19 protein-coding genes are annotated in these 21,510 nt (G+C 75.3%); 9 read left to right on the forward strand and 10 right to left on the reverse strand.

All coding sequences use genetic code 11. From position 1 onward, the window contains the following. Positions 1–3 precede the first annotated feature (3 nt). Together ACYVHQ_RS13075 and ACYVHQ_RS13080 are read left to right on the forward strand one after the other, a co-directional pair. Positions 4–1,587 (forward strand): DUF7059 domain-containing protein, encoded by a 1,584-nt coding sequence (locus tag ACYVHQ_RS13075; RefSeq protein ID WP_460513731.1) that lies wholly within the window; start codon positions 4–6, stop codon positions 1,585–1,587. 38 nt (positions 1,588–1,625) lie between these two features. After that, entirely contained in the window at positions 1,626–2,369 is a 744-nt protein-coding gene (locus tag ACYVHQ_RS13080; protein ID WP_460513733.1) for a hypothetical protein, read from the forward strand. Between the two features lie 102 nt (positions 2,370–2,471). Here the strand turns inward: ACYVHQ_RS13080 and ACYVHQ_RS13085 are convergent, their stop codons facing one another. Next, positions 2,472–3,380, reverse strand: coding sequence for an NAD-dependent epimerase/dehydratase family protein (locus ACYVHQ_RS13085; RefSeq protein WP_460513735.1), 909 nt, complete (start codon positions 3,378–3,380; stop codon positions 2,472–2,474). Positions 3,381–3,505: 125 nt separating this feature from the next. Between ACYVHQ_RS13085 and ACYVHQ_RS13090 the strand changes: the two genes are divergently transcribed. Continuing rightward, the gene (locus tag ACYVHQ_RS13090; protein WP_460513738.1) at positions 3,506–3,697 is read left to right on the forward strand and encodes a hypothetical protein; all 192 of its coding nucleotides are present in this window, start codon (positions 3,506–3,508) and stop codon (positions 3,695–3,697) included. 65 nt (positions 3,698–3,762) lie between these two features. Here ACYVHQ_RS13090 and ACYVHQ_RS13095 read toward each other — a convergent pair whose 3' ends face one another. The 4 genes from ACYVHQ_RS13095 to ACYVHQ_RS13110 all read right to left on the reverse strand — a co-directional run bounded on the left by ACYVHQ_RS13095 (position 3,763) and on the right by ACYVHQ_RS13110 (position 8,210). Beyond that, complete coding sequence (locus ACYVHQ_RS13095) at positions 3,763–3,957, reverse strand: DUF2795 domain-containing protein (RefSeq protein ID WP_460513740.1); 195 nt, start codon at positions 3,955–3,957, stop codon at positions 3,763–3,765. A 107-nt stretch (positions 3,958–4,064) separates the two neighbouring features. Beyond that, a complete protein-coding gene (locus ACYVHQ_RS13100) occupies positions 4,065–4,952 on the reverse strand; it encodes a glycosyltransferase family 2 protein (RefSeq protein ID WP_460513742.1) in 888 nt (295 codons plus the stop codon). Further along, positions 4,949–6,553, reverse strand: coding sequence for a D-glycero-beta-D-manno-heptose 1-phosphate adenylyltransferase (gene rfaE2, locus ACYVHQ_RS13105; protein WP_460513744.1), 1,605 nt, complete (start codon positions 6,551–6,553; stop codon positions 4,949–4,951). Before rfaE2 ends, ACYVHQ_RS13100 begins: the two co-directional genes overlap by 4 nt. A 1-nt stretch (position 6,554) precedes the next feature. Then, the gene (locus ACYVHQ_RS13110) at positions 6,555–8,210 is read right to left on the reverse strand and encodes an aldehyde dehydrogenase family protein (RefSeq protein ID WP_460513746.1); all 1,656 of its coding nucleotides are present in this window, start codon (positions 8,208–8,210) and stop codon (positions 6,555–6,557) included. A gap of 207 nt (positions 8,211–8,417) precedes the next feature. Between ACYVHQ_RS13110 and ACYVHQ_RS13115 the strand changes: the two genes are divergently transcribed. The 3 genes from ACYVHQ_RS13115 to ACYVHQ_RS13125 all read left to right on the forward strand — a co-directional run bounded on the left by ACYVHQ_RS13115 (position 8,418) and on the right by ACYVHQ_RS13125 (position 11,150). Further along, positions 8,418–8,957, forward strand: a complete 540-nt coding sequence (locus ACYVHQ_RS13115) for a hypothetical protein (protein WP_460513747.1) — start codon at positions 8,418–8,420, stop codon at positions 8,955–8,957. Between the two features lie 326 nt (positions 8,958–9,283). After that, on the forward strand, positions 9,284–10,570 hold the full coding sequence (locus ACYVHQ_RS13120) for an LPXTG cell wall anchor domain-containing protein (RefSeq protein ID WP_460513749.1): 1,287 nt from the start codon (positions 9,284–9,286) through the stop codon (positions 10,568–10,570). 124 nt (positions 10,571–10,694) lie between these two features. Beyond that, positions 10,695–11,150 (forward strand): SRPBCC family protein, encoded by a 456-nt coding sequence (locus tag ACYVHQ_RS13125; RefSeq protein ID WP_460513751.1) that lies wholly within the window; start codon positions 10,695–10,697, stop codon positions 11,148–11,150. A gap of 135 nt (positions 11,151–11,285) precedes the next feature. Here ACYVHQ_RS13125 and ACYVHQ_RS13130 read toward each other — a convergent pair whose 3' ends face one another. After that, complete coding sequence (locus ACYVHQ_RS13130) at positions 11,286–12,113, reverse strand: GDSL-type esterase/lipase family protein (protein ID WP_460513753.1); 828 nt, start codon at positions 12,111–12,113, stop codon at positions 11,286–11,288. Positions 12,114–12,389: 276 nt separating this feature from the next. Here ACYVHQ_RS13130 and ACYVHQ_RS13135 point away from each other — a divergent pair, with 276 nt between their 5' ends. Both ACYVHQ_RS13135 and ACYVHQ_RS13140 read left to right on the forward strand, forming a co-directional pair. Beyond that, positions 12,390–14,927 (forward strand): lamin tail domain-containing protein, encoded by a 2,538-nt coding sequence (locus ACYVHQ_RS13135; protein ID WP_460513755.1) that lies wholly within the window; start codon positions 12,390–12,392, stop codon positions 14,925–14,927. Between the two features lie 194 nt (positions 14,928–15,121). Continuing rightward, positions 15,122–16,126: an aldo/keto reductase family protein gene (locus ACYVHQ_RS13140; RefSeq protein WP_460513757.1), complete on the forward strand. Its 1,005-nt coding sequence runs from the start codon at positions 15,122–15,124 to the stop codon at positions 16,124–16,126. A 42-nt stretch (positions 16,127–16,168) separates the two neighbouring features. Here ACYVHQ_RS13140 and ACYVHQ_RS13145 read toward each other — a convergent pair whose 3' ends face one another. The 3 genes from ACYVHQ_RS13145 to ACYVHQ_RS13155 form a co-directional block, all read right to left on the reverse strand. Next, entirely contained in the window at positions 16,169–17,674 is a 1,506-nt protein-coding gene (locus ACYVHQ_RS13145) for a cryptochrome/photolyase family protein (RefSeq protein ID WP_460513759.1), read from the reverse strand. Positions 17,675–17,684: 10 nt separating this feature from the next. After that, positions 17,685–18,536 carry a formate/nitrite transporter family protein gene (locus tag ACYVHQ_RS13150; RefSeq protein ID WP_460513761.1) on the reverse strand — a complete coding sequence of 284 codons (852 nt, stop codon included), beginning with the start codon at positions 18,534–18,536 and terminating at the stop codon, positions 17,685–17,687. 137 nt (positions 18,537–18,673) lie between these two features. Beyond that, positions 18,674–20,065, reverse strand: coding sequence for a protein kinase domain-containing protein (locus ACYVHQ_RS13155; RefSeq protein WP_460513763.1), 1,392 nt, complete (start codon positions 20,063–20,065; stop codon positions 18,674–18,676). A gap of 187 nt (positions 20,066–20,252) precedes the next feature. Here ACYVHQ_RS13155 and ACYVHQ_RS13160 point away from each other — a divergent pair, with 187 nt between their 5' ends. Then, positions 20,253–20,459, forward strand: a complete 207-nt coding sequence (locus ACYVHQ_RS13160; RefSeq protein ID WP_460513764.1) for a hypothetical protein — start codon at positions 20,253–20,255, stop codon at positions 20,457–20,459. Between the two features lie 106 nt (positions 20,460–20,565). On the opposite strand, the gene ACYVHQ_RS13165 is transcribed toward ACYVHQ_RS13160, so the two are convergent. Further along, entirely contained in the window at positions 20,566–21,465 is a 900-nt protein-coding gene (locus tag ACYVHQ_RS13165) for an SDR family oxidoreductase (RefSeq protein WP_460513766.1), read from the reverse strand. Positions 21,466–21,510: the final 45 nt, after the last annotated feature.

Genomic DNA, 21,510 nt, shown 5'->3' on the forward strand with positions numbered 1-21,510 from the left:
CCGGTGCCCCTGCGACTCGACGACGCCCTGCTCTCGCGCCTCCGCGCCGACCTCGCCGCCTCCGACTTCACGGTCGACCGGCTGAGCGCCCCCGACGCCTGGGGGCCCGCCGCCGGGGCCGCGCTGTTCCGGGGCGAGCGGGTGGCGGCGCGGCGCGCGCTCGAGCGGAGCGCCGCCGGCAGCGAGGCCGCGCGAGCCTCCGGCACCCTCGCCCTGCTCTTCGTGCTCGGCTACCCGCAGCCGCTCGGCGCGGTGGCGTCCGCGCTGCCGACGCTCGGGGTCGACGGCGCGCGCGAGCTCGGCCTCGTCGCGGTCGAGGGCGACGAGGTGCGCCCGCTCATGGACCTCCGGCCCTACGCGTTCGTCGACGCGGGCGGCGAGGCGTCGTGGTGGATCGTCAGCGACCTCGGCGAGCTCGCCGTCGGCGGTGCCCTGCGCGAGGACCACGTGCTGGGCGTCGGGGGCGCCTCGGCGACGCTCGCCGGGCTCATGGTGCCCCGGCCCGTCGACCGCGCGCTCGACCTCGGCACCGGCTGCGGCATCCAGGCGTTGCACCTCGCGCGGCACGCCCGCCACGTGGTGGCGACCGACATCTCGCAGCGGGCCCTCGACATCGCCGCCTTCAACGCCGCGCTCAACCTCGTCGACGGCGTCGAGTTCCGGCTCGGGAGCCTCTTCGAGCCGGTCGCGGGCGAGGTGTTCGACCACATCGTCTCGAACCCGCCCTTCGTCATCACGCCGCGCGCCGAGGGCGTCCCCGAGTACGAGTACCGCGACGGCGGGATGGTCGGCGACGAGCTCGTCGCCACGGTCGTCGCCGCCGCGGTCGAGCACCTCGTGCCGGGAGGCGTCGCGCAGCTGCTGGGGAACTGGGAGACCGGCGGGGCGACGGACGCGGCAGGAGGCGCGCCCGGCCCGTCGCGCAAGGGCGCGTACTCGGTCCCCGAGTGGGCGGCCCGCGGCAGCGTCGCCGTCGACGCCTGGGTCGTCGAGCGGGAGCTGCAGGACCCGGCCGCGTACGCCGAGACGTGGATCCGCGACGGGGGCACCCGGCCCGGCACGCCCGACTTCGAACGGCTCACGGAGGCGTGGCTCGACGACTTCGAGCGCCGCGGCGTCACCGAGGTCGGCTTCGGCTACGTCACCCTGCGCCGCCCGGTCGACGCGGCGGCCGTGCCGGTGGTGCGGGTCGAGCGCCTGCAGTCGGGGCTCGGCCGCGACGACGCCGGCCTCGGCGCCCACGTCCTGCAGACGCTCGACGCCGTGGACGCCCTGCGCGGGGCGACCGACGACGACGTGCTGGCCACGCACTGGACGGTCGCGGGCGACGTCACCGAGGAGCGGCACTTCTGGCCCGGGCAGGACGACCCGACCGTCATCCGCCTGCAGCAGGGCGGCGGCTTCGCGCGGACGGTCGAGTCGGGCACCGCGCTCTCGGCCCTGGTGGGCGCCAGCGCCGGCGAGCTCAGCGCCGCCGCGATCGTCGCGGCCCTCGCGCAGCTGCTGCAGGCCGACGAGGCCGACCTGCGGGCGGAGCTGGCCCCGCGCGTCCGCGAGCTCGTCACGGTCGGAGTGCTGCGCCGCTGACCCGGGACGCGAGGGCCGCGCCCCGCTAGGGTCGGGGAATGTCCCAGGGGAACGGCAGGGCGGCCGCGACGGCGACCGCGGTGGTGGTGGCGGCGTTGCTCGCCGGGTGCGCGCAGGAGGCGGGCCCCGACCCGGAGGCCCGGCCCACGGTGACCGAGACGGTGACGGCGTCGCCTCGGCCGGGCGGTCAGGGCGACACCGACACCGACGACGGCGCGGAGGCCGGGCGCGACGCCGTCGACCGGATCGTCGTCGACGGCGAGGGCCTGGAGCTCTGGGCCGGCGAGGAGCTGAGCGACGAGGTCTCGTTCGTCGAGGACGACCTCGAGGCCGCGGTCGCCGTCCTCGCCGCCGTGCTCGCCGGGGACGGCGAGCCCGCCGGCGTGGTCGGCGATCGCCCGTGCGTGGCCGACCAGACCCGGTACGGCTGGGAGGAGGCGATGTTCTTGGGGACGTCGGCGCAGGCCACCGACGAGGGGTCCCTGACGTTCGTGGCCGTCGGTCCCACGGTCCGGGGCCTCGACGGTGACGTGCGCGTGGAGACGCCGGAGGGCGTCGCCGTCGGCGACGTCGTGCAGCCCCTGGTCGACGCCGCGACGGCGATCGACCCGACGCTGGTCGAGGTCGCGTCCTCCGACCAGACGTCGACGCGGGTGATCTACGACCTGGTGCGCGACGACACCGACGAGGTGGGCTCGTACCACTACGGCGCGGAGGCCCTCGCGATCGACGACGTCGTCACGACCCTCGAGTCGCCGCGGTACCTGCAGGACCGCTGCTGAGCCCCGAGGCCCCAGGGACCCGCGTGGACCCCAGCTCATGAGCTGGGGTCCACGCGGGTCCCTGGGGTGCGGCGGCCCTGGGCGGGCTCCGGCGGACCGAGGTCAGGCCTTGCCGACGCGGTCGCCCCACTCGCGCCACGAGTACTCGGGCACGAAGCCGAGCAGGTCGCGGGCCTTGTCGCTCGTCATGAGCGGCTCGTTCGCCTCGACGGCGGCGCGGCGCTCCACGGTCGGGAAGAACTGGTCGGCGAGCACGGCCGAGGGCGTGTTCATCACGGTGTCGGACGCCGCGACGATGAACGCCTCGAAGCCGACGAGGTCGCTCTCGAGCGCCTTGCGCACCGCCTGGGCCCCGTCGCGCGCGTCGATGTACGAGAAGAGGTTGAACTTGCGCTGCTCGGGGTCGTCGTCGAAGGGGAACGCCTCGTAGTCGCCGTCGTCCATGACGTTCGAGAACCGCAGGCCGATGAGCTTCGCCTGGCGGTCCCAGCGGGTGAAGTGACGGGCCATCTCCTCCTCCACGGCCTTGCCGAGGGAGTAGGTCGACTCGGGACGCACCGCGTACTCCTCGTCGAGCGGCAGGTAGGGCGGGTCGATGTCGAAGGGCAGGCCCAGGAGGGTCTCGCTCGACGCCCAGACGACGTTGCGGATCTTGGCGGCGTGCGCCGCCGCGAAGACGTTGTAGGTCGAGGGCACGTTGTTGGCGAAGAGCGCCGCGTTCGGCACCAGCCCCGGCGCGGGGATCGCGGCGAGGTGCACGACGGCGTCGAAGCGGTCGTGCAGCTCGTCGACGTCGCCCGAGAGCACCTGGACGACCTGGCCGTAGTCGGTGAGGTCGACGAGCACGCTGCGCACGCCCGGCACGGGGTCGGGGCTCGGCACGCGGTCGAGGAGCACGACGTCCCAGTCGTGCTCGGCGAGGTGGCGCACGACGGCGCGGCCCAGCTTGCCGCTGCCGCCGGTGACGGCCACGCGACGGCGGGCGGGGGCGTTCTCGTGGGTGGACGTCATCGTCTTCTCCTTCCGCCGGACCGGCCGGCGTGCGGCCTCGGCCGCGTGCGTCAGGGGTGCGTGCCGACTCCGGCACCCCTCCTGTCTACCGGACGACGGCCGGTGCCGCGCGTACCGTGCACCCCATGAGCGATCCGCAGAAGGACCCGGCCCAGCACGACGTCGACGAGCACCAGGACCCCGCGGCGGTGCACGGCGACAGCCCAGAGACGGTCGAGCCGCACGGCACGTCGGCCGCCGACGACGCCGCCCGGAAGGGAGCCGTCGACCAGCTCGACGACCTCATGGGCGGCCACGCTCCCGGCGCGGTCACCTGACCGGCCCCGGACGCGCAGGAGGCGCGGTGCGGGTCGTCCCCGCGCCGCGCCTCCCGCGTTCCCGGCTACTCCTGCGAGAGGCCCTTGCTCACGTCGGTGGGGGCGTCGAACGAGTCGCCCTCCAGGCCCTGGAGCGCGTCGAGCACGTCGTCGGGCGCGCCCTGGTCCTTCGCGTTCGCGACGAGGTCGTCCTTGCTCACGGGGTAGTCGAGGCCGCTGAGGTACTTCTGGATCTGGATGGGGTTCGGGGTGTCAGCCATGCCGTGTCTCCTTCGATCTGCTGCGCGGCGCCCGGACGGGCACCCCTCGTGCCTACACCCGGGCAGGGGGCGGTCCGCCCAGCGCGCGGGGGACAGGGCGGCCGACCTCACCGGGCCGTCGTGCGGTCCAGGTCGACGACGTCCGTCGCCTCGACGTCGCGTCGCGTCACCGTCGTCGGCGCCTCGAGGTGCACCGCGCCGCTGGGCACGATCCCGGCACCGCCGACGCGCTCCATGACGCGCCACTGCGCGGCGACGTCCTCGCCCGCGTGGTCGACGGGCAGCTGGTCCCAGAAGGCGAAGCCCCCGGCCTCGACGAGCGCGTCGCGCCGGTAGAGGACGCAGCCGCCCACCCAGGCGACCCGGTAGGCCCGCCAGTCGTCGTCGTCGAGGTCCAGCTCGGCGGCCTGGTGCGCGAGGTTGGCGGCGTTGTGCAGCTGCCAGCGGTCGAAGCCCTCGCTCCCGCGGCGCAGCCGCTCGGGCGTCACGGGACCGTGCCACAGCTCGAACGGCTCGCGCTGGTGCGGCCGGTCGTCGTCGAGGTACGACAGGCCCTGCACGGCGCTGCCGACGAAGCCGCAGCCGAGCGTCGTGAGCGCGTCGTGCATCCGTGCCAGGCTGCCCGGCTCGAGCCACACGTCGTCGTCGAGGAACAGCACGGTCGGCGCCGCCGCCCGGTCGAGCAACGACTGGCGGTGCTCCGCCAGGCCCCGCCGCGGGTGGTGGGTCACGGTCGTCACCGCGCGGCCCTGGGCGCGCAGCACGCGCACCATGGCCTGCGCCGCCGGGGCCGCCCAGTCCGGCTCGGCCTTCGACTGGTCGCTGACGACCACCGAGAAGGGCGGGTCGTCCTGGGCGGCGAGCCCCGCGAGGGTCACCGCCAGCTCGGCGGGACGGTCGGCGGTCGGGACGAGCACGTCGACCAGCGGCGCGGGCGGCGTCGGGGCGGGGCGGTGGCCCCACCGCGCCGACCCGCGGCGGCTGCGTCCCGTCACGGGGTCGCCCCACGGATCCGGTCGACGACGGCCGTGGTCGACTTGTCGGCCACGTAGTCGAGGATCCGGACCTGGCCCCCCGCGGCGACGACCGCCGCGGTCTCCTCGAGCATCTGCGGCGTGTAGTCGCCGCCCTTCGCGTACACGTCGGGCCGGAGGCGCTCGATGAGCGGCGTCGCGGTGTCGGTGCCGAACGAGGTGACGTAGTCGACGCAGCTCAGGGCGCGGAGCACGCCGGCCCGGTCGTCGAGCGGGTTCACCGGTCGGCCCGGCCCCTTGAGGCGGGCGGTCGACGCGTCGTCGTTGAGCGCGACGACGAGGACGTCGCCGAGCTCCTTCGCCTGCGTGAGCGAGCGCGTGTGGCCCCGGTGCAGCACGTCGAAGCAGCCGTTCGTGAGGACGATGCGCCGGCCTGCGGCACGCTCCTCGTCGAGGAGGCGCACGAGGTCGTCGAGCGCGTGCAGGGTGTCCGCCGTGCGGTCGAGGTGCCCGACGAGGTCGTCCGTCGAGCAGACCGAGGTGCCGAAGCGCTGCACGACGACGTCGGCCGCGGCCTGGGCCAGGTCGAGGCTCGTCGACAACGGCAGCCCGCAGGCCCGCCCGAGCGTCAGGGCGGCCACGAAGGAGTCGCCCGCGCCCGAGGCGCGCCGCTCGCTCGCGGGACGTGCCCAGGTGCGGTGGCGGACGGCAGGAGGCGCGGGGTGCCCGGGCAGGTCGGCACCGGCGGGCGCGGCGGGCGCGGCGGGCGTGGTCGCGCCTCCTGGCCCCTCGCTGCCGTCCGGGCCGACCGGCTCGGCCGCGAGCAGGACGCTGCCGTCGCGGTCGAGCGTGACCACGGCGGCGCGCGCGCCGGACCGGACGAGCACGTCGTCGGCCGCGTCGGCGACGCGCGCCACGCGCTGGTCGCCCGTGAGCTGGTCGCCGAGGGCCACCCCGACGAGCGCGGACGTCTCACCCGCGTTGGGCGTGACGAGGTCGGGCGCGAGCCGGGCCCACGGCGCGAGGTCGTGGGCGTCGACGACGACGAGGGGCGGGCGGGGCGCAGCGGTGAGGGCGTCGAGGACCACGCCCGTGAGCGTGCCCGAGCCGTAGTCGCAGACGAGCAGGGCGTCGGCCCCGGCCGTCTGGGTCGCCGCGCCCTCGGCCAGGGCCGCGAGCGACGGACCGGGCGCGTCGCCCTCGGCGAGGTCGTCGAGGCGCAGCAGCACGGTGTCGTCGACCATGACCCGGTTCTTCGCGACCGTGGCCCGGCCGCGCACCCGCACGACGCCCGACGTGTCGACCCCGTGCGCCGCGAGCAGCTCGGTGAGCCGTCGCCCGGCGTCGTCGTCGCCGACGACGCCGGCGATCCGCACGCGTGCGCCCAGGGCCGCGAGGTTCACGGCCGTGTTGGCGGCGCCCCCCGGGACGAAGCGGCGCGTGCGGACCTCGACGACGGGGGCCGGCGCCTCGCGCGTCATCCGCTCGGTCGTGCCCGACCACCAGCCGTCGAGCATGAGGTCGCCGACGACGCTCACCACGGGTGCGGCGTCGCGCAGGTCGCGCACGACCTCGGGGGAGAGGCCGGCGCGCTCCGCGAAGGGCGAGGGGTCGACCGGCACGTCAGCCCTCCGCGGGGTCGGAGGGGTGCACCCGGGGGACGTCGCCGCCGGTGGTCGTGCCCTCGTCGTCCTCGTCGCCGCCCTCGGCCGGCTCCTCGGGGTGCGGGGTGCGACCGCTGTCGCCCCCGTCGGCGTCGGCGTCGGCGTCGGGCAGGGAGCCCGCGGTGCCGGTGCCGGTGCCGGCGGTGGCGTCGGGCGCCGTGGTCGTGACGGTGTCGGTGCCGCCGGGGGCGAGGTGCGCCGTCGGGAGGCCCGACGCGGGCGTCTGCGGCAGGCCGACGTGCACGACCTTCGTGAGCGTCATCTCGTCGAGCAGCTCGGGGCCGTAGCCGAAGCCGGCCCCGGAGTCGCGGCGCGGCTGGGCGGCACCGCCGGGGGCGCCGCCGAAGACCGCGTTGATCTTGACGGTGCCGACGTCCAGGTCGGCGGCCGCGCGGTTCGCGTGCTCGATGCTCGCGGTGAGCACCGTCGCGGCCAGGCCGTAACGGTCGGCGCGCGCCAGGCGCAGGCCCTCGTCGAAGCTGTCGACGACCTGCACGGGCGCGACCGGTCCGAAGGTCTCCTCCTGCATGATCGTCATGCCGGGGCGGCACCCGGTGAGCACGGTCGCGGGGTACCACGAGCCGGCCCCGTCGGGGACCGAGCCGCCGACGACCGCGGTGGCACCGTCCTCGATCGCGGCGCGCACCTGCGCGTCGACCTCGTCGCGCAGCCGACCGTCGACGAGCGGCCCGATCAGGCGCTGCTCGTTGCGGGTCGTGGCCTCGGCCGCGAGCGCCTCGACGAACGCGGGCGCGATCGCCCGGTGCACGAAGACGCGCTCGACGCTCGTGCAGATCTGGCCCGCGTTGGCGAACGAGCCGAGGGCGGCCTGCGCGGCGGCCCAGGCCGGGTCGACGTCGGCGTCGACGACGAGCGCGTCGTTGCCGCCGTTCTCACGGACCACGTGGGCGCCCGTGAGGGCGGCGACGCGGGCGATCTTGCGTCCCGTGCTCGTCGAGCCGACGTGCGCCACCACGTCGACGTCGGGGTGCTCCGTGAGGACCGCGCCGACCGCGCCGCCGCCGGAGACCGTCACGAGCACGTCGGCGGGCAGCACCGACGAGAGGACCTCGCCGAGCAGGGCCCCGACGTGCGGGCTGCGCTCGCTCGGCTTGTGCACGACGACGTTGCCGGTGGCGAGGGCCGCGCCGAGCAGGCCGCAGGCCACGGCGACGGGGTCGTTCCACGGCGTGACGGCCGCGACGACGCCGCGGGGCTGAGAGATCGTGTAGTCGCTGGCGTAGCGACCGCCGACCAGGCTGTGGCCGCGGTGCACGGGGCCCAGCTCGGCGTACTGGCGGAGCGTGCCGGCGCCGGCCATCACGCCGCCGAAGGAGTCGTCGTAGGGCTTGCCGGTCTCGCGCTCGTTGAGCGCCGCCAGCTCGGCGGCACGCTCGCGGAGGGCGTCGGCGGCCTGGTGCAGCAGCTCTCCGCGCGCGGCGGCGTCGGTGCGCGCCCAGCCGTCGAGGGCGGCCCGAGCACGGCGGACGGCCTGGGCGACCTCGTCGCGGTCGGCCTCGACCACCTCCCCGACGACGGAGCCGTCCCGGGGGTCGAGGATCGTGAGCGTGCCGCTTCCGCGGACGTCGGGGGCGCTGGGGGCGAGGGTGGTCATCGGGGCCGTCCTTCCGTGTCGTCGTGCGTCCCCTACCCAGGTTCGGTCGGCTCATGCACGTGGCGGCCGACGGGGGCGGAGCCGGCAGGAGGCGCGTCGGGGGACGTCGTCCCGGCTCCTGGCAGGCGGCCCAGCACCCCCGGCCTAGCGTTCGGGGTCACCCGACGGCAGCGACCCATCGGCCACGACCACCACGAGGAGAACCCCATGTCCCAGCGCAACACCATCGTCCGCAGCCTCCACGACCTCGGCGTCGCGTCGTGGTTCGGCGGCACCCTCATGGGCGCCTTCGGCCTCAACGGCGGCACCGCCGCCGCCAAGGACCCGCAGGAGCGCCTCCGCTTGTCGTCCGTCGGCTGGGCCAAGTGGGCTCCCGTGCAGTGGGTCGGCATCGTCGCCCACGGCATCGGTGGCATCGGCCTCATCCTCGGCAACAAGAGCCGCCTCGCGGGTCAGCCCGCCTCGCGGACCAACACCGTCGTCAAGTCGGTCGTCACCGCGGCGGCGCTCGGTGCGACCGTCTGGGCCGGCGTCGAGGGTGCCGTCATCGCCAAGCACAGCGACGAGGGCACGAAGGGCGTCACCGAGCCCGACGCCACGAGCTCGAAGGCCCTCGCGGCCGCGCAGCGCAAGCAGAAGGTGCTGCAGTTCACGATCCCCGTGCTCACCGGCGTCCTCATCGTCATGGGCGCCCAGCAGGGCGAGCAGCAGCGTCCGCTGGCCGGCCTCCTCGGCTGGCGCCGCTGACCCCCGGCGACGCCGCGAGCCTCCGTGCAGGAGGCGCGTAGCCTCGCCCCCGGCAGGTCCCCGTCCTGCCGGCCCGTGACGGACGTCGCGGACCCGGGCCCCGACTCGTTTCCCTGAGCCGGGGCCCTTCCCCGTGCCGGATCGGCGTCACCGGTCGGACCGGACCGTCGGTGTACCCCGTCGACGTCGGCCGCGGGGGACGATCAGGACACGATCAGGTCACGGCGGCTCGGAGCGGACGCCCTGCCCCTCCTGGGCACCCGGGCCACCCCCTACGTTCTCCTCAGCGCACCCGCCCGAGGTGCCCGACGTTCCTGGGGGAACACATGCTCATCTCCCGCACCCGCGCGTGCACGGCCCTCCCGGCCGTCGCGCTCGCCGCCGCCCTCGCCCTCGCCCCGGTCTCGGCCCACGCCGCCGAGGTGCCGTCCGCCGAGGCCGTCCCCGCACCGGTCGAGGCCACGAGCGCCCCGGTCGACGCGACGGGCGCACCCGTCGACGGCGAGGTCGCCGACGACCTCCTGCCGACCCCCGGCGAGGACGGTGCCGGCACCGGCGTCGAGGCCGAGCCGACGACCCCTCCCGTCGTCGGGGCGCCCGCGCCCGCCGTCGTGACGCCCGCGCCCGCCGCCCCCACGACTCCTGCCGTCCCCGCCGCCCCCGGCGCGGTGACGCCGAAGGCGGTCGTGGTCGACGAACTGCCCGCGGAGGAGCCCGCCGTCTCGGCCGGTTCCACGGTGCTGCACCCGGGCGGGCTGGACTCCGTCTACGCGGGGGGCTTCACGGCCGGCGACGCGGTCACCCTCGACGTGACGGGGGAGGGCGTCGACGAGGACCTCGTCTTCACCGCCACGCCCTGGACCGAGGGTCCGCTCGTCTTCGACGAGGACGGCTGGACCGGCTTCGACCTGGCCGTCCCCGTCGAGGTGCCGCTCGGCACGGTCCTCACGGTGAGCGTCGCCGACCAGTCCGGTCGACAGGCGTCCGCCGACTTCGTCACCGCCGCGCCCCTGGCCGCCCCGGCGCTCGTCGTGCCCGACGGCGGCACGGAGGGCGTCGTCGCCCTCCCCGGCAGCGGGGCCGAGGCCGGCAACGCCGTCGTCGTGACCGTGGGCGCCGTCGAGGACGACTCGATCGTCTGGTCGTCCGGCTCGGTCGGTGCCGTCTTCGCTCCGGCCGACGCCCGCGCCGTCGAGGACGGTGCGGACGAGATCCCGTGGACCACCGAGCCGCAGCGCCTCGACGAGGAGTTCGGCGTCGCCCAGGCGATCGTCCCGGTCGCCGCGGACGGCACCTTCGAGACCGAGTTCGACCTGCCCGCGGGCGAGTACTTCGCCGTCGCCAGCCAGATCGACCTCGAGACGGGCGACGCCTCGGAGGCGGTCGACCCCCAGCTCTTCGCACTGGTCGCCGCGGCCCCGGCGGTCGTGCCCGTTCCCGAGCCCACCCAGGGACCCGCCGCGACGGTCGTCGTCAGCCTGGGCCAGGCACCCCGTGCCGCGCGGCTCGCCCACACCGGCCAGGAGTCGACCGGCTGGGCAGCGCTCGCGGCCGGCCTCGTGCTCGCCGGCGCCGGCCTGCTCACCGCCGCGCGGCTCCGTCGCCGCAGCTGAGCGCCGCCTGACCATTCGCTGCAGAGGGCGGCGACCCCGCGGTCATCGTCCTACCGTGCACGTCACGCCGTCCGGTCCCCGACCGGGCCGCGGCACGACCACCACGAGCACGAGGAGTCAGCACATGGCACAGGCAATCGAGACCGTCGACGTCAACGTCCCCCTGAGCGTCGCGTACGACCAGTGGACCCAGTTCGAGGAGTTCCCCAAGTTCCTCGACGAGGTCGAGTCCATCACGCAGACCACCCCCACCCTCACGGTGTGGAAGGTCAAGGTCGGACCGGTCGAGAAGACCTTCGAGGCGGAGATCACCGAGCAGCACCCCGACGAGCGCGTGGCCTGGACCAGCACCGGTGGCGAGGTCGACCACGGCGGCGTGGTCACCTTCCACAAGCTGAGCGACGACGAGACCCGCGTCACGGTCCAGATCGACTGGAAGCCCGAGGGGTTCCTCGAGAAGCTCGGCGGCAGCCTCGGCGCCGACAACCACGCCATCAAGAAGGACCTCGCGAACTTCAAGGAGTACATCGAGTCGAAGGGCCGGGCCGACGGCGCCTGGCGCGGCGACGTGCAGGCCTAGTCCGCACCGCTCCTGCAGCACCGACGCGGCGCCCGCCGTGCCCACGACCTCCTGGTCGGGGCGCGACGGGCGCCGCGTCCGTGCCGGCGTGCGCAGGAGGCGCGGGGCCGCGTCGAGGACGCCGCCCGGAGCGCGTCAGGCCGCGAGGACCATCGCGGCACCGTCGGCCCGGGGAGGGGCCCCCGTCGGGGTGGGGACGTCGTGCCGGGTCGGGCTCGTGGGGTCCGGCTCGTGCGTGGGCGCGGGCACGAGGGCGGTGACCACCGCGTGCGCCCAGATGCGGTGCAGCGCCCGGTACGAGAAGCGGTCGCGCACGTAGAGCCCGTGCAGCCTCTGCTGCGGGAAGGGCACGAACACGACGCCCTCGTGCCGCTCGGCGACGCGGCGGAGGGCGTCGTCGAGCCGACGCATGCGCAGGCCGAACAGCCGGACCGCGAGCGGCGGGATCGGCTGGAACCGCGTCATCGGCGGCAGGCCGGCGAGCACCACCCGGCACCCGGTCGAGGCACGGGAGCGCACGAGGTCGACGACCCGGTCGACGGTGGCCTCGAAGGTGCGGGCGGGCGTCGCGAGCAGCACGTCGGGGATGCCCAGGGCCACGACGACGGCCTCCGCCCCCGCGGAGGCGCCGTCGAGGTCGGGGTGCGCCGCGGCCTGCGCGGCGCTGAGCACCGGGCGGGCGACGGTGCGCCAGGTGCAGCCCCGGCCCGTGGCGCGCGACCACGCCTGGCCGACCTGGGCCGGGAACGCCATGCCGTGCAGGAGGACGCCGAGACCCGAGGCGGCGAGCTCGCCGACGACGAGCAGACGGCCGGGGTCGGGTCCGGCCAGGGCCTCGACGGGGGTGTCCCGGGGGAGCGGGGTGCGGGCGATCTGGCGGCCCAGCAGGGCCAGGTGCACGCGGAGGTACGGTCTCACGAGGGGGAGCGCGGCCCGCGCGAGGCGGTGGAGGGTGGGGTGCATGTGTCGTTCCTGCGGGGGTGGCCGTCCGTGGCGGGCCGGGGAGCGGCGGCGGGTGCGCCGCGTCACCACTGTGCATGCAGACGCATCGGTCTCGGGAATCGAGGGCACCGGGCGTGCGTGAAGCGGACAGACGGAGAGGTCTGCCCGGCGTGGGCGTCGTGCCCGACGGGGGACGGGCCTCCTGCCCCACCTGCGCGACACGTGGCGTTCACCTGCCGGTCGCCCGGGTCCGCCACCGTGCGCAGGTCACGTCCCCCCCCCGTCGATCGGATGACCATGCGCACCCCCCTCCACCGACCCGCGGCCCTCGTGCTCGCCGGCGCCGTCGCGACGGGCGGCCTGCTCGCGGGCGGCGCCGCCCCGGCGCTCGCCGCCGAGCCCGCCTCCGCGCTGCGCATCAACGAGGTCGAGTCCCAGGGGGGCACGCCCGGCGACTGGATCGAGCTCGTGAACGCCGGTGACGCACCCGTCGACGCCTCGGGGCTCCGGGTCGCCGACGACGACGACACGCGCACGTACGCGGTACCGGCCGGCACGGTCGTCGCCCCCGGCGCGCACCTCGTCCTCGAGCAGGCCGACCTCGGCTTCGGCCTCGGCGGCGAGGACGCCGCGCGGCTGTTCTCCGCCGACGGCACCACCCTGCTCGACTCCTACGCCTGGACGCAGCACGCCGCGACCACCTACGGGCGCGTGCCCGACGCCACCGGCGCGTTCGCGGTCACCGCGGCACCGACCAAGGGCGCCGCGAACGCCGCCGCGCCCGAGGAGCCGCCCGTCGAGGAGCCGCCCGTCGTCGCACCGGTGCCCTCGGCGCTCGTCGTCAACGAGGTCGAGTCGAACGGCGACGACACCGACTGGGTCGAGCTGCTCAACACGGGCGGCACCGCGATCGACGTCTCGGGTTGGACCTTCCGCGACGACGACGACTCGCACGGCTACGTCCTCCCCGCCGGCAGCGTCGTCGAGCCCGGGGCCCTCCTCGTCGTCGACCAGGCGCAGGGCGTCCGCCCCGGCTTCTCCTTCGGCCTCGGCCAGCCCGACCAGGCGCGCCTGTTCGACACGACCGGAGCGCTCCGTGCCTCCTACGGCTGGACCACGCACTCCGCGGTCACCTACGGCCGCTGCCCCGACGGCACCGGTGAGCTCGTCACCACGACCACCTCGACCAAGGGCGCGGCGAACGACTGCTCCTCGCCCGTGCGGATCAACGAGGTGGAGTCGCAGGGCGGCACGCCCGGCGACTGGGTCGAGCTGACCAACGTCGGCGGCAGCGCCGTGGACCTCGGCGGCCTCGTCGTCACCGACTCGGACCCCGACCACCGCTCGGTCCTGCCCGCCGGCACGCTGCTCGAGCCCGGCGCCTTCGCGGTCGTCGAGGAGGCCCAGCTCGGCTTCGGGCTCGGGGGCGACGACGCCGTCCGCGTGCTCACCGCCGACGGCGTGCTCGTCGACGAGCACCGATGGACCGGGCACGCCCCCACCACCTACGGGCGTGGCCCCGACGGCACCGGCGAGTTCGCCGTCACGAGCGCGCCGACCAAGGGCACGGCCAACGCCTTCGCCGGTGTCGTGACGGCCCAGCCCTGGCCCGGCGGCCCCGACGAGGTCCCCGTCGACGAGCCCGACACGTTCACCGGCGACCTGTCCGGTCTCGACGTCGAGCCGTCCGGCACGTCGGCACCCGGCACGCTCTGGGCCGTGCAGAACGGCGACGGGCTGCTCTACCGCCTCGAGGCGGACGCGGCGGGCGGGTACGCACCGGCTGCCGACTCCGGCTGGTCCCAGGGCAAGGTCCTCCGCTACCCGGACGGCACCGGCGTCGTCGACGCCGAGGGCGTCACGGTCGCGGGCGACGACTCGGCCGGTGGCGTCTACGTCTCGAGCGAGCGCGACAACGCCGTGAGCGGCGTCTCGCGCCCCTCGGTGCTCCGCTACGACGTGAGCGGCAGCGACACGACGCTCGTCGCCCAGCAGGAGTGGGCCCTCGCCGGGGACTTCCCGGGCCTGGGCGCCAACCAGGGGCTCGAGGGCGTCACCTGGGTGCCCGACTCCTGGCTCGTCCAGCAGGGCTTCGTCGACCAGCGCACGGGTGCCGACTACGCCCCGACGAGCTACCCGGGGCACGGTGACGGCCTCTTCGTCGTCGGCGTCGAGGGCACCGCCAGCGCCTACGTCTACGCCCTGTCGACCGACGGCTCGGCCGTGCGGGTCGCGACCCTCGAGACCCCCTTCGCGCTCGTCGCCGACGTGCAGTTCGACGCCGACCTCGACGCGCTCTGGGTCGTCTGCGACGAGGCCTGCTCGGGCCGCACCGCGACCTACGGCATCGACGAGACCGGGGCGTTCGCGCTCGAGGCCCTCTACGAGGCCCCCGCCGCCGCCGACCCCGCGCTCGCCAACGAGGGCTTCGCGATCGAGTCCGCCGCCACCTGCGAAGACGGAGTGCGCCGCACCTTCTACGCGGACGACGCCGACACCGACGGCTCCTCCCTCCGCGCCGGGACCTTCCCCTGCGCCGCCGAGGCGCCGGGCGAGCCCGAGCAGCCGGGCGACCCCGAGGTCCCGGGCGAGCCCGGGCTGCCCGGTGACCCGGGGGCTCCGGCCCTGCCCGGCGCGCCCGGTCAGCCCGGTGCGCAGCAGCCCGTCGCCCCCGGTGCCGTCCCCGCGGCGGGCGGGCGACCCGCCCCCGTGGCGACCAGCGCCTCCGGCTCGCTCGCCTGGACGGGAGCCGACCCGCGGCTCGGTGCCGCAGCCGGTGCCGTCCTCCTGCTCGCCGGCCTCGGGGCCGTCGCCCTGCGCCGCCGCCGCGCCTAGCCGGAGCCGCCCCGACGGGCGGGTGCGTCGACCCCGGTCGATCGCACCCGCCCGTCGTCGTCGCACCCGCCCGGGGCGCGCCTGCCTCGAGGGGGACCGTGCGGGGGACGGGCTCCCCGGAGGCCCGGCCCGGGGGCGGGAGTAACGTCCCCCGGGGTGGGCACAGGCGCCCGCCAGGACTAGGAGCACTTCCCATGGAACACCGCTACCTCGGCGACTCCGGCCTCAAGATCTCGGAGCTCACCTACGGCAACTGGCTCACGCACGGGTCCCAGGTCGAGAACGACACGGCGACCGCCTGCGTGCGGGCCGCCCTCGACGTCGGCATCTCGACGTTCGACACCGCCGACGTCTACGCCAACACCCAGGCCGAGGTCGTCCTCGGCGAGGCGCTGAAGGGCGAGCGGCGCGAGTCGCTCGAGATCTTCACGAAGGTCTACGGTCCGACCGGGCCCAAGGGGCACAACGACACCGGCCTCTCGCGCAAGCACGTCCGCGAGTCCGCCCACGCCTCGCTGCGTCGCCTGCAGACCGACCACATCGACCTGTACCAGGCGCACCGCTACGACGTCGAGACGCCGCTCGAGGAGACGATGCAGGCCTTCGCCGACCTCGTCCGCGAGGGCAAGGTCCTCTACGTCGGCGTCTCGGAGTGGAACGCCCAGCAGCTGCGCGACGGCGCCGCGCTCGCGAAGGAGCTCGGCTTCCAGCTCATCTCGAACCAGCCCGAGTACTCGCTGCTCTGGCGGGTCATCGAGGAGGAGGTCGTGCCCGCCTCGAAGGAGCTCGGCATCTCGCAGATCGTCTGGTCGCCCATCGCGCAGGGCGTCCTCACCGGCAAGTACAAGAAGGGCCAGGAGCTGCCGGCCGGCTCGCGCGCGACCGACCAGAAGGGCGGGGCAGGCATGATCGAGCGCTGGATGCGCGACGACGTGCTCGACGCCGTCGCCCAGCTCGAGCCGATCGCCCAGGACCTCGGCCTCACGCAGGCGCAGCTCTCGCTCGCCTGGGTGCTCTCGAACGAGAACGTCGCCTCGGCGATCATCGGTGCCTCGCGCCCCGAGCAGGTCGTGTCGAACGCCGAGGCCTCGGGCGTGACGCTCGCGCGCGACGTGCTCGACCGGATCGAGGGCATCTTCTCCGGGCTCGCCGAGACCGACCCGTCCAAGACGCAGATGCCGGCGGGTCGCGAGGCCTGATCCCGCCCGGGCGCGAGCCCTGGCCCGAGCGCCCCGGCCCCCTCAAGGGCCGGGGCGCTCGTGCTCCTGCTGCACGACGTCGTCGAGGTCGCCGAGGCGTGCCAGGCCCCCGAGCGCGTTGCGCATGCGCGGGTTGTGCCGGAGGACCGGCTCGGTCCGTGCGAGGAACGCCCAGTACCCCGCGGTGTACGGGCAGGCGTCGTCGCCGAGGCGCTTCGTGGGGTCGAACGGGCAGCGCGCGCAGTAGTCGCTCATCGTGTCGATGTAGCGCCCGCCCGAGGCGTAGGGCTTCGTGGCGACGATGCCGCCGTCGGCGTGCTGCGACATGCCCACGATGTTCGCGGGCATGACCCAGTCGGTGCCGTCGACGAAGACGTCGGTGAACCACTCCGTCAGCTCGGCGGGGCGGTAGCCGCGCTGCAACGCCCAGTTGCCCAGGACCATCAGCCGGGGGATGTGGTGCACCCAGCCGTGGTCGTGCACCTGGCCCAGCACGTCGCCCAGGCAGGCCGCGCGCATGTCGGTGACGTCGAGGCGGAGCCACCACGCGGGCAGCGGCGTCGTCGCCCCGAGCGCGTCGTGGTCGGTCGCGTAGGTCGGACCGAGGTGCCAGTAGAGGTGCCAGACGTAGTCCCGCCAGCCCACCACCTGGCGGACGAACCCCTCGACGCTCTGCAGCGGCGCGCCTCCTGACCCGAACTCGTGCACGACGCGCTCGACGACGTGCCGCGGATCGAGCACGCCGAGGTTCATCGGCACGCTGAGCATCGAGTGCGCCATGGTCCAGTCCCCGGCGAGCATGGCGTCCTCGTAGGGGCCGAAGTCGCCGAGCCGGGCCTCGAGGAAGTCGTCGAGGGCGCGCTCGGCCTCGTCCGGGGTCACCGCGAAGCGCCGCCGGTCGTCGGCACCGACGAACCGCACGCGGCCCGTCGCCTCCCACGCGTCGAGGTCGGTCCGGACCTCGGCGTCGACGTCGTCCGGCTCGGGCCACCACGGGTCGGGCAGGCCGAGGGTGACGGCGCCCTTCGGGGGTCGCTCACGGTTGCTCTCGTCGGTGCTGAAGCGGCCGCCCACCGGGGCGGGGCCCTCCATGAGGAGGCCCTCGCGCCTCCGCACCCATTCGTAGAAGTCGCCCATCAGCAGTCGGCCGCGGCGCTGCTCGACCCAGCCCGCGAAGTCGGCCTCGCTCGTGACGAAGCCCCGGCTGGGCAGCACCCGGACGCCCGCCTCGCGCACCTGCTGCCGGAGGGGCCTGCTGGGCGGGTCGACGACCTCGAGGTCGTCGCGGCCCTCGATCGCCTCGCGGAGGGTCGCGACCCGCACGTGCGTCGCCCGGTCGCCGGCCCGCCGCACCGCGTGCCGCAGCGCGCTGAGCCACACGTGCGCCTTGGTGCGGTGGAAGGGGCGCGCGGTGAACCACTCCTCCGCCTCGACGACGAGCAGGGGCCCGCCGTCGTCGAAGGCCGGCCCGTACTGCCCGGGCAGCAGCAGGCGCACGCGCGTCGGGCGCGTGCCGCGGCCCGTCGGGGCCCCTTCCGTGTCGTCCACGCCGCGGACGCTACCCGCGACCACCGTCACGCTCCGGTCCCGCGCCCTGGGGTCGGGCGCGGCGGCGCTCCTCGAGCAGCGCCTTCGAGCGCAGGAGGCGCAGGGCCGTCACGAGGACCAGCCCGCCGAGCACGTTGAACAGCAACGTGTACCCGAACCAGCCCAGCCAGTCGAGGTACCCGATGTCGGCGCCCGACTGGATCGCCCCGAAGACCAGGAGCGAGTCGAGGATCGAGTGGAAGAGCTGCAGCCCGGCGAGGAGGAACCCGCCCACGACGGCCGCCACGATCTTGGCGGGGTCGGAGTCGGTGCCCTGCTGCATGCGGGTCATGAGCGTGATCGTGCTGCCGCCGAGCACCGCGAGCGCGACGCTCTGCAGGTCGAAGGGCGCGTCGACGAAGTGCCGCGCGCTCTCCTCGAGCGTCGCGTGCCACTCGGGGAACGCCTGCACGACGAGCCACATGATCACCCACCCGCCGAGCAGGTTCGCGACCAGGGTGCCGATCCACAGCTTCGCGAGGTGGCCGACGTGGCCCTCCCGGGCGACGACGGCCGCGACGGGCATGAGGAAGTTCTCGGTGAACAGCTCGGAGTGCGCCAGGAGGAGCGCGATCAGCCCGGCGCTGAAGGCGAGCCCGGCGAGCAGGTGCGAGTCCGTCGCGACGAGCACCGCCAGCATGGCGATGACGCCGATGCCGACCTCGAGCCCGCCGAAGAAGCCCGTGACGAGGATCGTCCGCAGGTCGCGGTGCAGGCGCTCGGCGCCCTCCTCCACGGTCGCGTCGAACGACTCCTGGACCTCGTCCTCGACGGGGGCGTCGGTGTCGCCGATCTCTCGTCGGCGGCGTTCCTCGTCGTCCATGGGGGCTCCTCCTGCCTCGGGCCGGGCACGCCCGGGGCGGCGTGCACCGGGAGCGGTGACGCCGCCCCCCCGCACGGTAGGCCCCGACGGGCCGGGCCGCGCGACGGGTCCGGGAGGGCGTTCGTCGCCGCGAGCCCTCAGGCCTGCTGCGAGGGCACCCCGCCCGTGGCGGTGCCGCCGAGGTCGTCGGGCACGGCGGCGATCTGCGCGACGACGAGGGCGGCGAGGTCGCCCAGGTTCTGCAGGTCGTCGGCGGTGACCTGGCGGGGCTTCCGGTCGACGACCGAGAGGGTGCCGATCGTGACGCCGTCGTCGCGCGTGAGGGGCACGCCGGCGTAGAAGCGCAGGCCGAGCGAGCCCGTGACGAGCGGGCTGTCCTTGACCCGGGGGTCGGCGGAGGCGTCCTCGATGACGATCGGCTCGGCCGCGGTGGCCATCGAGGGCGACAGGTCGACGCGGTCGTCGAGGTGCGCGAGCGTGTCGTCGAAGTGCTTGACGAACCAGGTCTGGCCGTGGTCCGCGGCGCTCATGATGGCGATGGGGGCCTGCAGGAGGCGCGCGGCCATGGTCGCGGCCCGCTCGAGCGCCTGGTCGGTGGCCGTGGTGATGGACACCGTGTCGGGACCGGTCTCGTCGACCTGGCCCGTGCCTCCCGTGGGGTCGAAGGGCTCCTCGTCGCGGTGCCGCGAGCTCTCGGCGATGACCACCTGGCGGAGGACGCTCACGAGGTCCTCGCCGACCGGGCGGTCCGCGGGCTCGCGGGAGGTCATGGCGCGCAGGGCCTCGCGCCAGTGCTCGGGCAGCGGCTCGGGCAGGGCGGGGTCACGGGTGAGGCGGGCCACGGCCGACTCGACGAGCGAGCCCGGGAACTCCCGCCGACGGGTGAAGCACTGCAGCAGCACGAGGCCGAGCGCGTAGACGTCGCTCGCGGGACCGATGTCGCCGCCGCGCGCCTGCTCGGGGCTCAGGTAGGCGGCGGTGCCGGTCGTCACGCCCTCCGCGGTGAGCCGCTCGGACTCGTCCGCGAGCGCGATGCCGAAGTCGGTGAGCCGGGCGTGGGCGCGCGAGGCCGCGTCGCCGTAGTCCACGAGCAGGATGTTCGACGGCTTGATGTCGCGGTGCACGATGCCGCGCTCGTGGATGTACTCGAGCGCCTCGGCCATGTCGTAGCCGATCTCGGCGATGTGCCGCGACGCGATCGGACCGCCCGTGAGGCGCTCCTCGAGGTCCTGGCCGGTGATGAGCGGCATCACGAGGTAGCGCTGCCGACCGCCGTCGCCGTCGACGAAGCCGGCGTCGAGCAGTCCCACGAGCCCGTGGTGGTCGAGCGTGGCGAGGACGGCCAGCTCGGCGTCCTGTCGCGCGCGGTCCGCGACCCCGGGGCGGAACACCTTCACGGCGACCTGGCGCCCGAGCGACTCGTCGACGGCGCTGAAGACGCTCGACATGCCGCCCCGACCGACGACCTCGCCGAGCCGGTAGCGCCCACCGAGCAGCCTGCCCGTGGCGTTGCCGACGTTCTCCGCCACGCTGACCTCGTTCCCTCCCCGCCATCCTGCCAGGCAGGAGGCGTGAAGGGGCGGTCCGCTCGGGGCTCGACGTCACGTGTCGCTTCTGGTACCGCCCGGCGACCCGGCGGCGTCGTTCACGGACCCGGGTGCTGGCAGTCCGCCCCGTGCGGTTGCCCGCCGGGCGCCGACGCGGGAGGATCGAGCCGTGGAGCTCATCGTCATCGCCCTCATGGTCCTCGGCTGCGCCGTCGTCGTCGCCGGCATCCTCTTCGCCCTCGTGGCGCCGTTCGTCGCGGCCCGGCGCGAGGCGGCGATCCGCGAGCGCGACGGCCTCACCAAGCACGACGTGGGCAACTACCGCGGCCCGGGCCGCACCCGCACGCAGCTGACCCGCGACGGCTCGCACCCCTGACCTGCGCGGGCGGGCCGCTCGCCCTCCCGGCACGGGCCTCCTGACGCACCGCGCCCCCGGCCGCAGCTCGCGCTGCGACCGGGGGCGCGCCTCGTCGCGGGGGCGACTACGGCGTGTTCATGCCGCCGTTGACGTTGAGCGTCTCGCCGGCCACGAAGCTCGACTCGGCGCTGGCCAGGAAGACGTAGGCCGGGGCCTGCTCGGCGGGCTGGGCGGCGCGACCCATGGGCGACTCGCTCGACCCGAACTCGGGCAGCGTCTCGGGGTCGACGCCGCGCGTGACCTGCAGCACCGACCAGGTCGGGCCGGGGGCGACCACGTTCACGCGGATGCCCCGCTCGACGAGCTGCGTCGCGAGGCCCTTCGAGAAGTTGTTGATCGCGCCCTTGGTGGTGGCGTAGTCGAGCCGGTCGGGAGCCGGCGTGTACGCCTCGAGCGACGCCGTGTTGATGATGGTCGACCCCGGGCCGAGGTGCGGCAGCGCCGCCTTGATGATCCAGAAGGCCGCGTAGACGTTCGTCTTGAAGGTCGCGTCGAACTGCTCGTCGGTGATGTCCTCGATCTTCTGCTGCCAGATCTGTCGACCGGCGACGTTGACCAGGGCGTCGAGGCCGCCGAGGCCCTCCACGGCGCGGGCCACGAGCTCGCGGCAGAAGGCCGCGTCGGTGAGGTCGCCGGGGATCGCCACGGCCGTGCGTCCCGCGGCCTCGATCACCTCGACGACGTGGCGGGCGTCGTCCTCCTCCTCGGGCAGGTAGGTGATCGCCACGTCGGCGCCCTCACGGGCGTAGGCGATGGCGACGGCGGCACCGATGCCCGAGTCGCCGCCCGTGATGAGCGCCTTGCGCCCCTCGAGGCGGCCCGAGCCCCGGTAGGTGTCCTCGCCCAGGTCGGGGACCGGCTCCATGCGGGACTGCAGGCCCGGCTCGGGCTGCTGTTGCACCTGGGGGCTGATGACGGGGTAACGGGTGCGGGGGTCGTCGAAGGTGTACTGGTCGCGGGTCATGCACCCCTCCTACGCCCGCGGGCTGGGCGTCCGGTCAAGACGTGC

Source organism: Frigoribacterium salinisoli (assembly GCF_054781095.1).

What these genes read in the sequence shown, in the direction of transcription:
- ACYVHQ_RS13080 (WP_460513733.1), top strand. Translation starts at nt 1,626, where the DNA reads ATGTCCCAGGGGAACGGCAGGGCGGCCGCGACGGCGACCGCGGTGGTG.
- ACYVHQ_RS13085 (WP_460513735.1), bottom strand. Translation starts at nt 3,380, where the DNA reads ATGACGTCCACCCACGAGAACGCCCCCGCCCGCCGTCGCGTGGCCGTC.
- ACYVHQ_RS13090 (WP_460513738.1), top strand. Translation starts at nt 3,506, where the DNA reads ATGAGCGATCCGCAGAAGGACCCGGCCCAGCACGACGTCGACGAGCAC.
- ACYVHQ_RS13095 (WP_460513740.1), bottom strand. Translation starts at nt 3,957, where the DNA reads ATGGCTGACACCCCGAACCCCATCCAGATCCAGAAGTACCTCAGCGGC.
- ACYVHQ_RS13110 (WP_460513746.1), bottom strand. Translation starts at nt 8,210, where the DNA reads ATGACCACCCTCGCCCCCAGCGCCCCCGACGTCCGCGGAAGCGGCACG.
- ACYVHQ_RS13115 (WP_460513747.1), top strand. Translation starts at nt 8,418, where the DNA reads ATGTCCCAGCGCAACACCATCGTCCGCAGCCTCCACGACCTCGGCGTC.
- ACYVHQ_RS13120 (WP_460513749.1), top strand. Translation starts at nt 9,284, where the DNA reads ATGCTCATCTCCCGCACCCGCGCGTGCACGGCCCTCCCGGCCGTCGCG.
- ACYVHQ_RS13125 (WP_460513751.1), top strand. Translation starts at nt 10,695, where the DNA reads ATGGCACAGGCAATCGAGACCGTCGACGTCAACGTCCCCCTGAGCGTC.
- ACYVHQ_RS13130 (WP_460513753.1), bottom strand. Translation starts at nt 12,113, where the DNA reads ATGCACCCCACCCTCCACCGCCTCGCGCGGGCCGCGCTCCCCCTCGTG.
- ACYVHQ_RS13135 (WP_460513755.1), top strand. Translation starts at nt 12,390, where the DNA reads ATGCGCACCCCCCTCCACCGACCCGCGGCCCTCGTGCTCGCCGGCGCC.
- ACYVHQ_RS13140 (WP_460513757.1), top strand. Translation starts at nt 15,122, where the DNA reads ATGGAACACCGCTACCTCGGCGACTCCGGCCTCAAGATCTCGGAGCTC.
- ACYVHQ_RS13150 (WP_460513761.1), bottom strand. Translation starts at nt 18,536, where the DNA reads ATGGACGACGAGGAACGCCGCCGACGAGAGATCGGCGACACCGACGCC.
- ACYVHQ_RS13165 (WP_460513766.1), bottom strand. Translation starts at nt 21,465, where the DNA reads ATGACCCGCGACCAGTACACCTTCGACGACCCCCGCACCCGTTACCCC.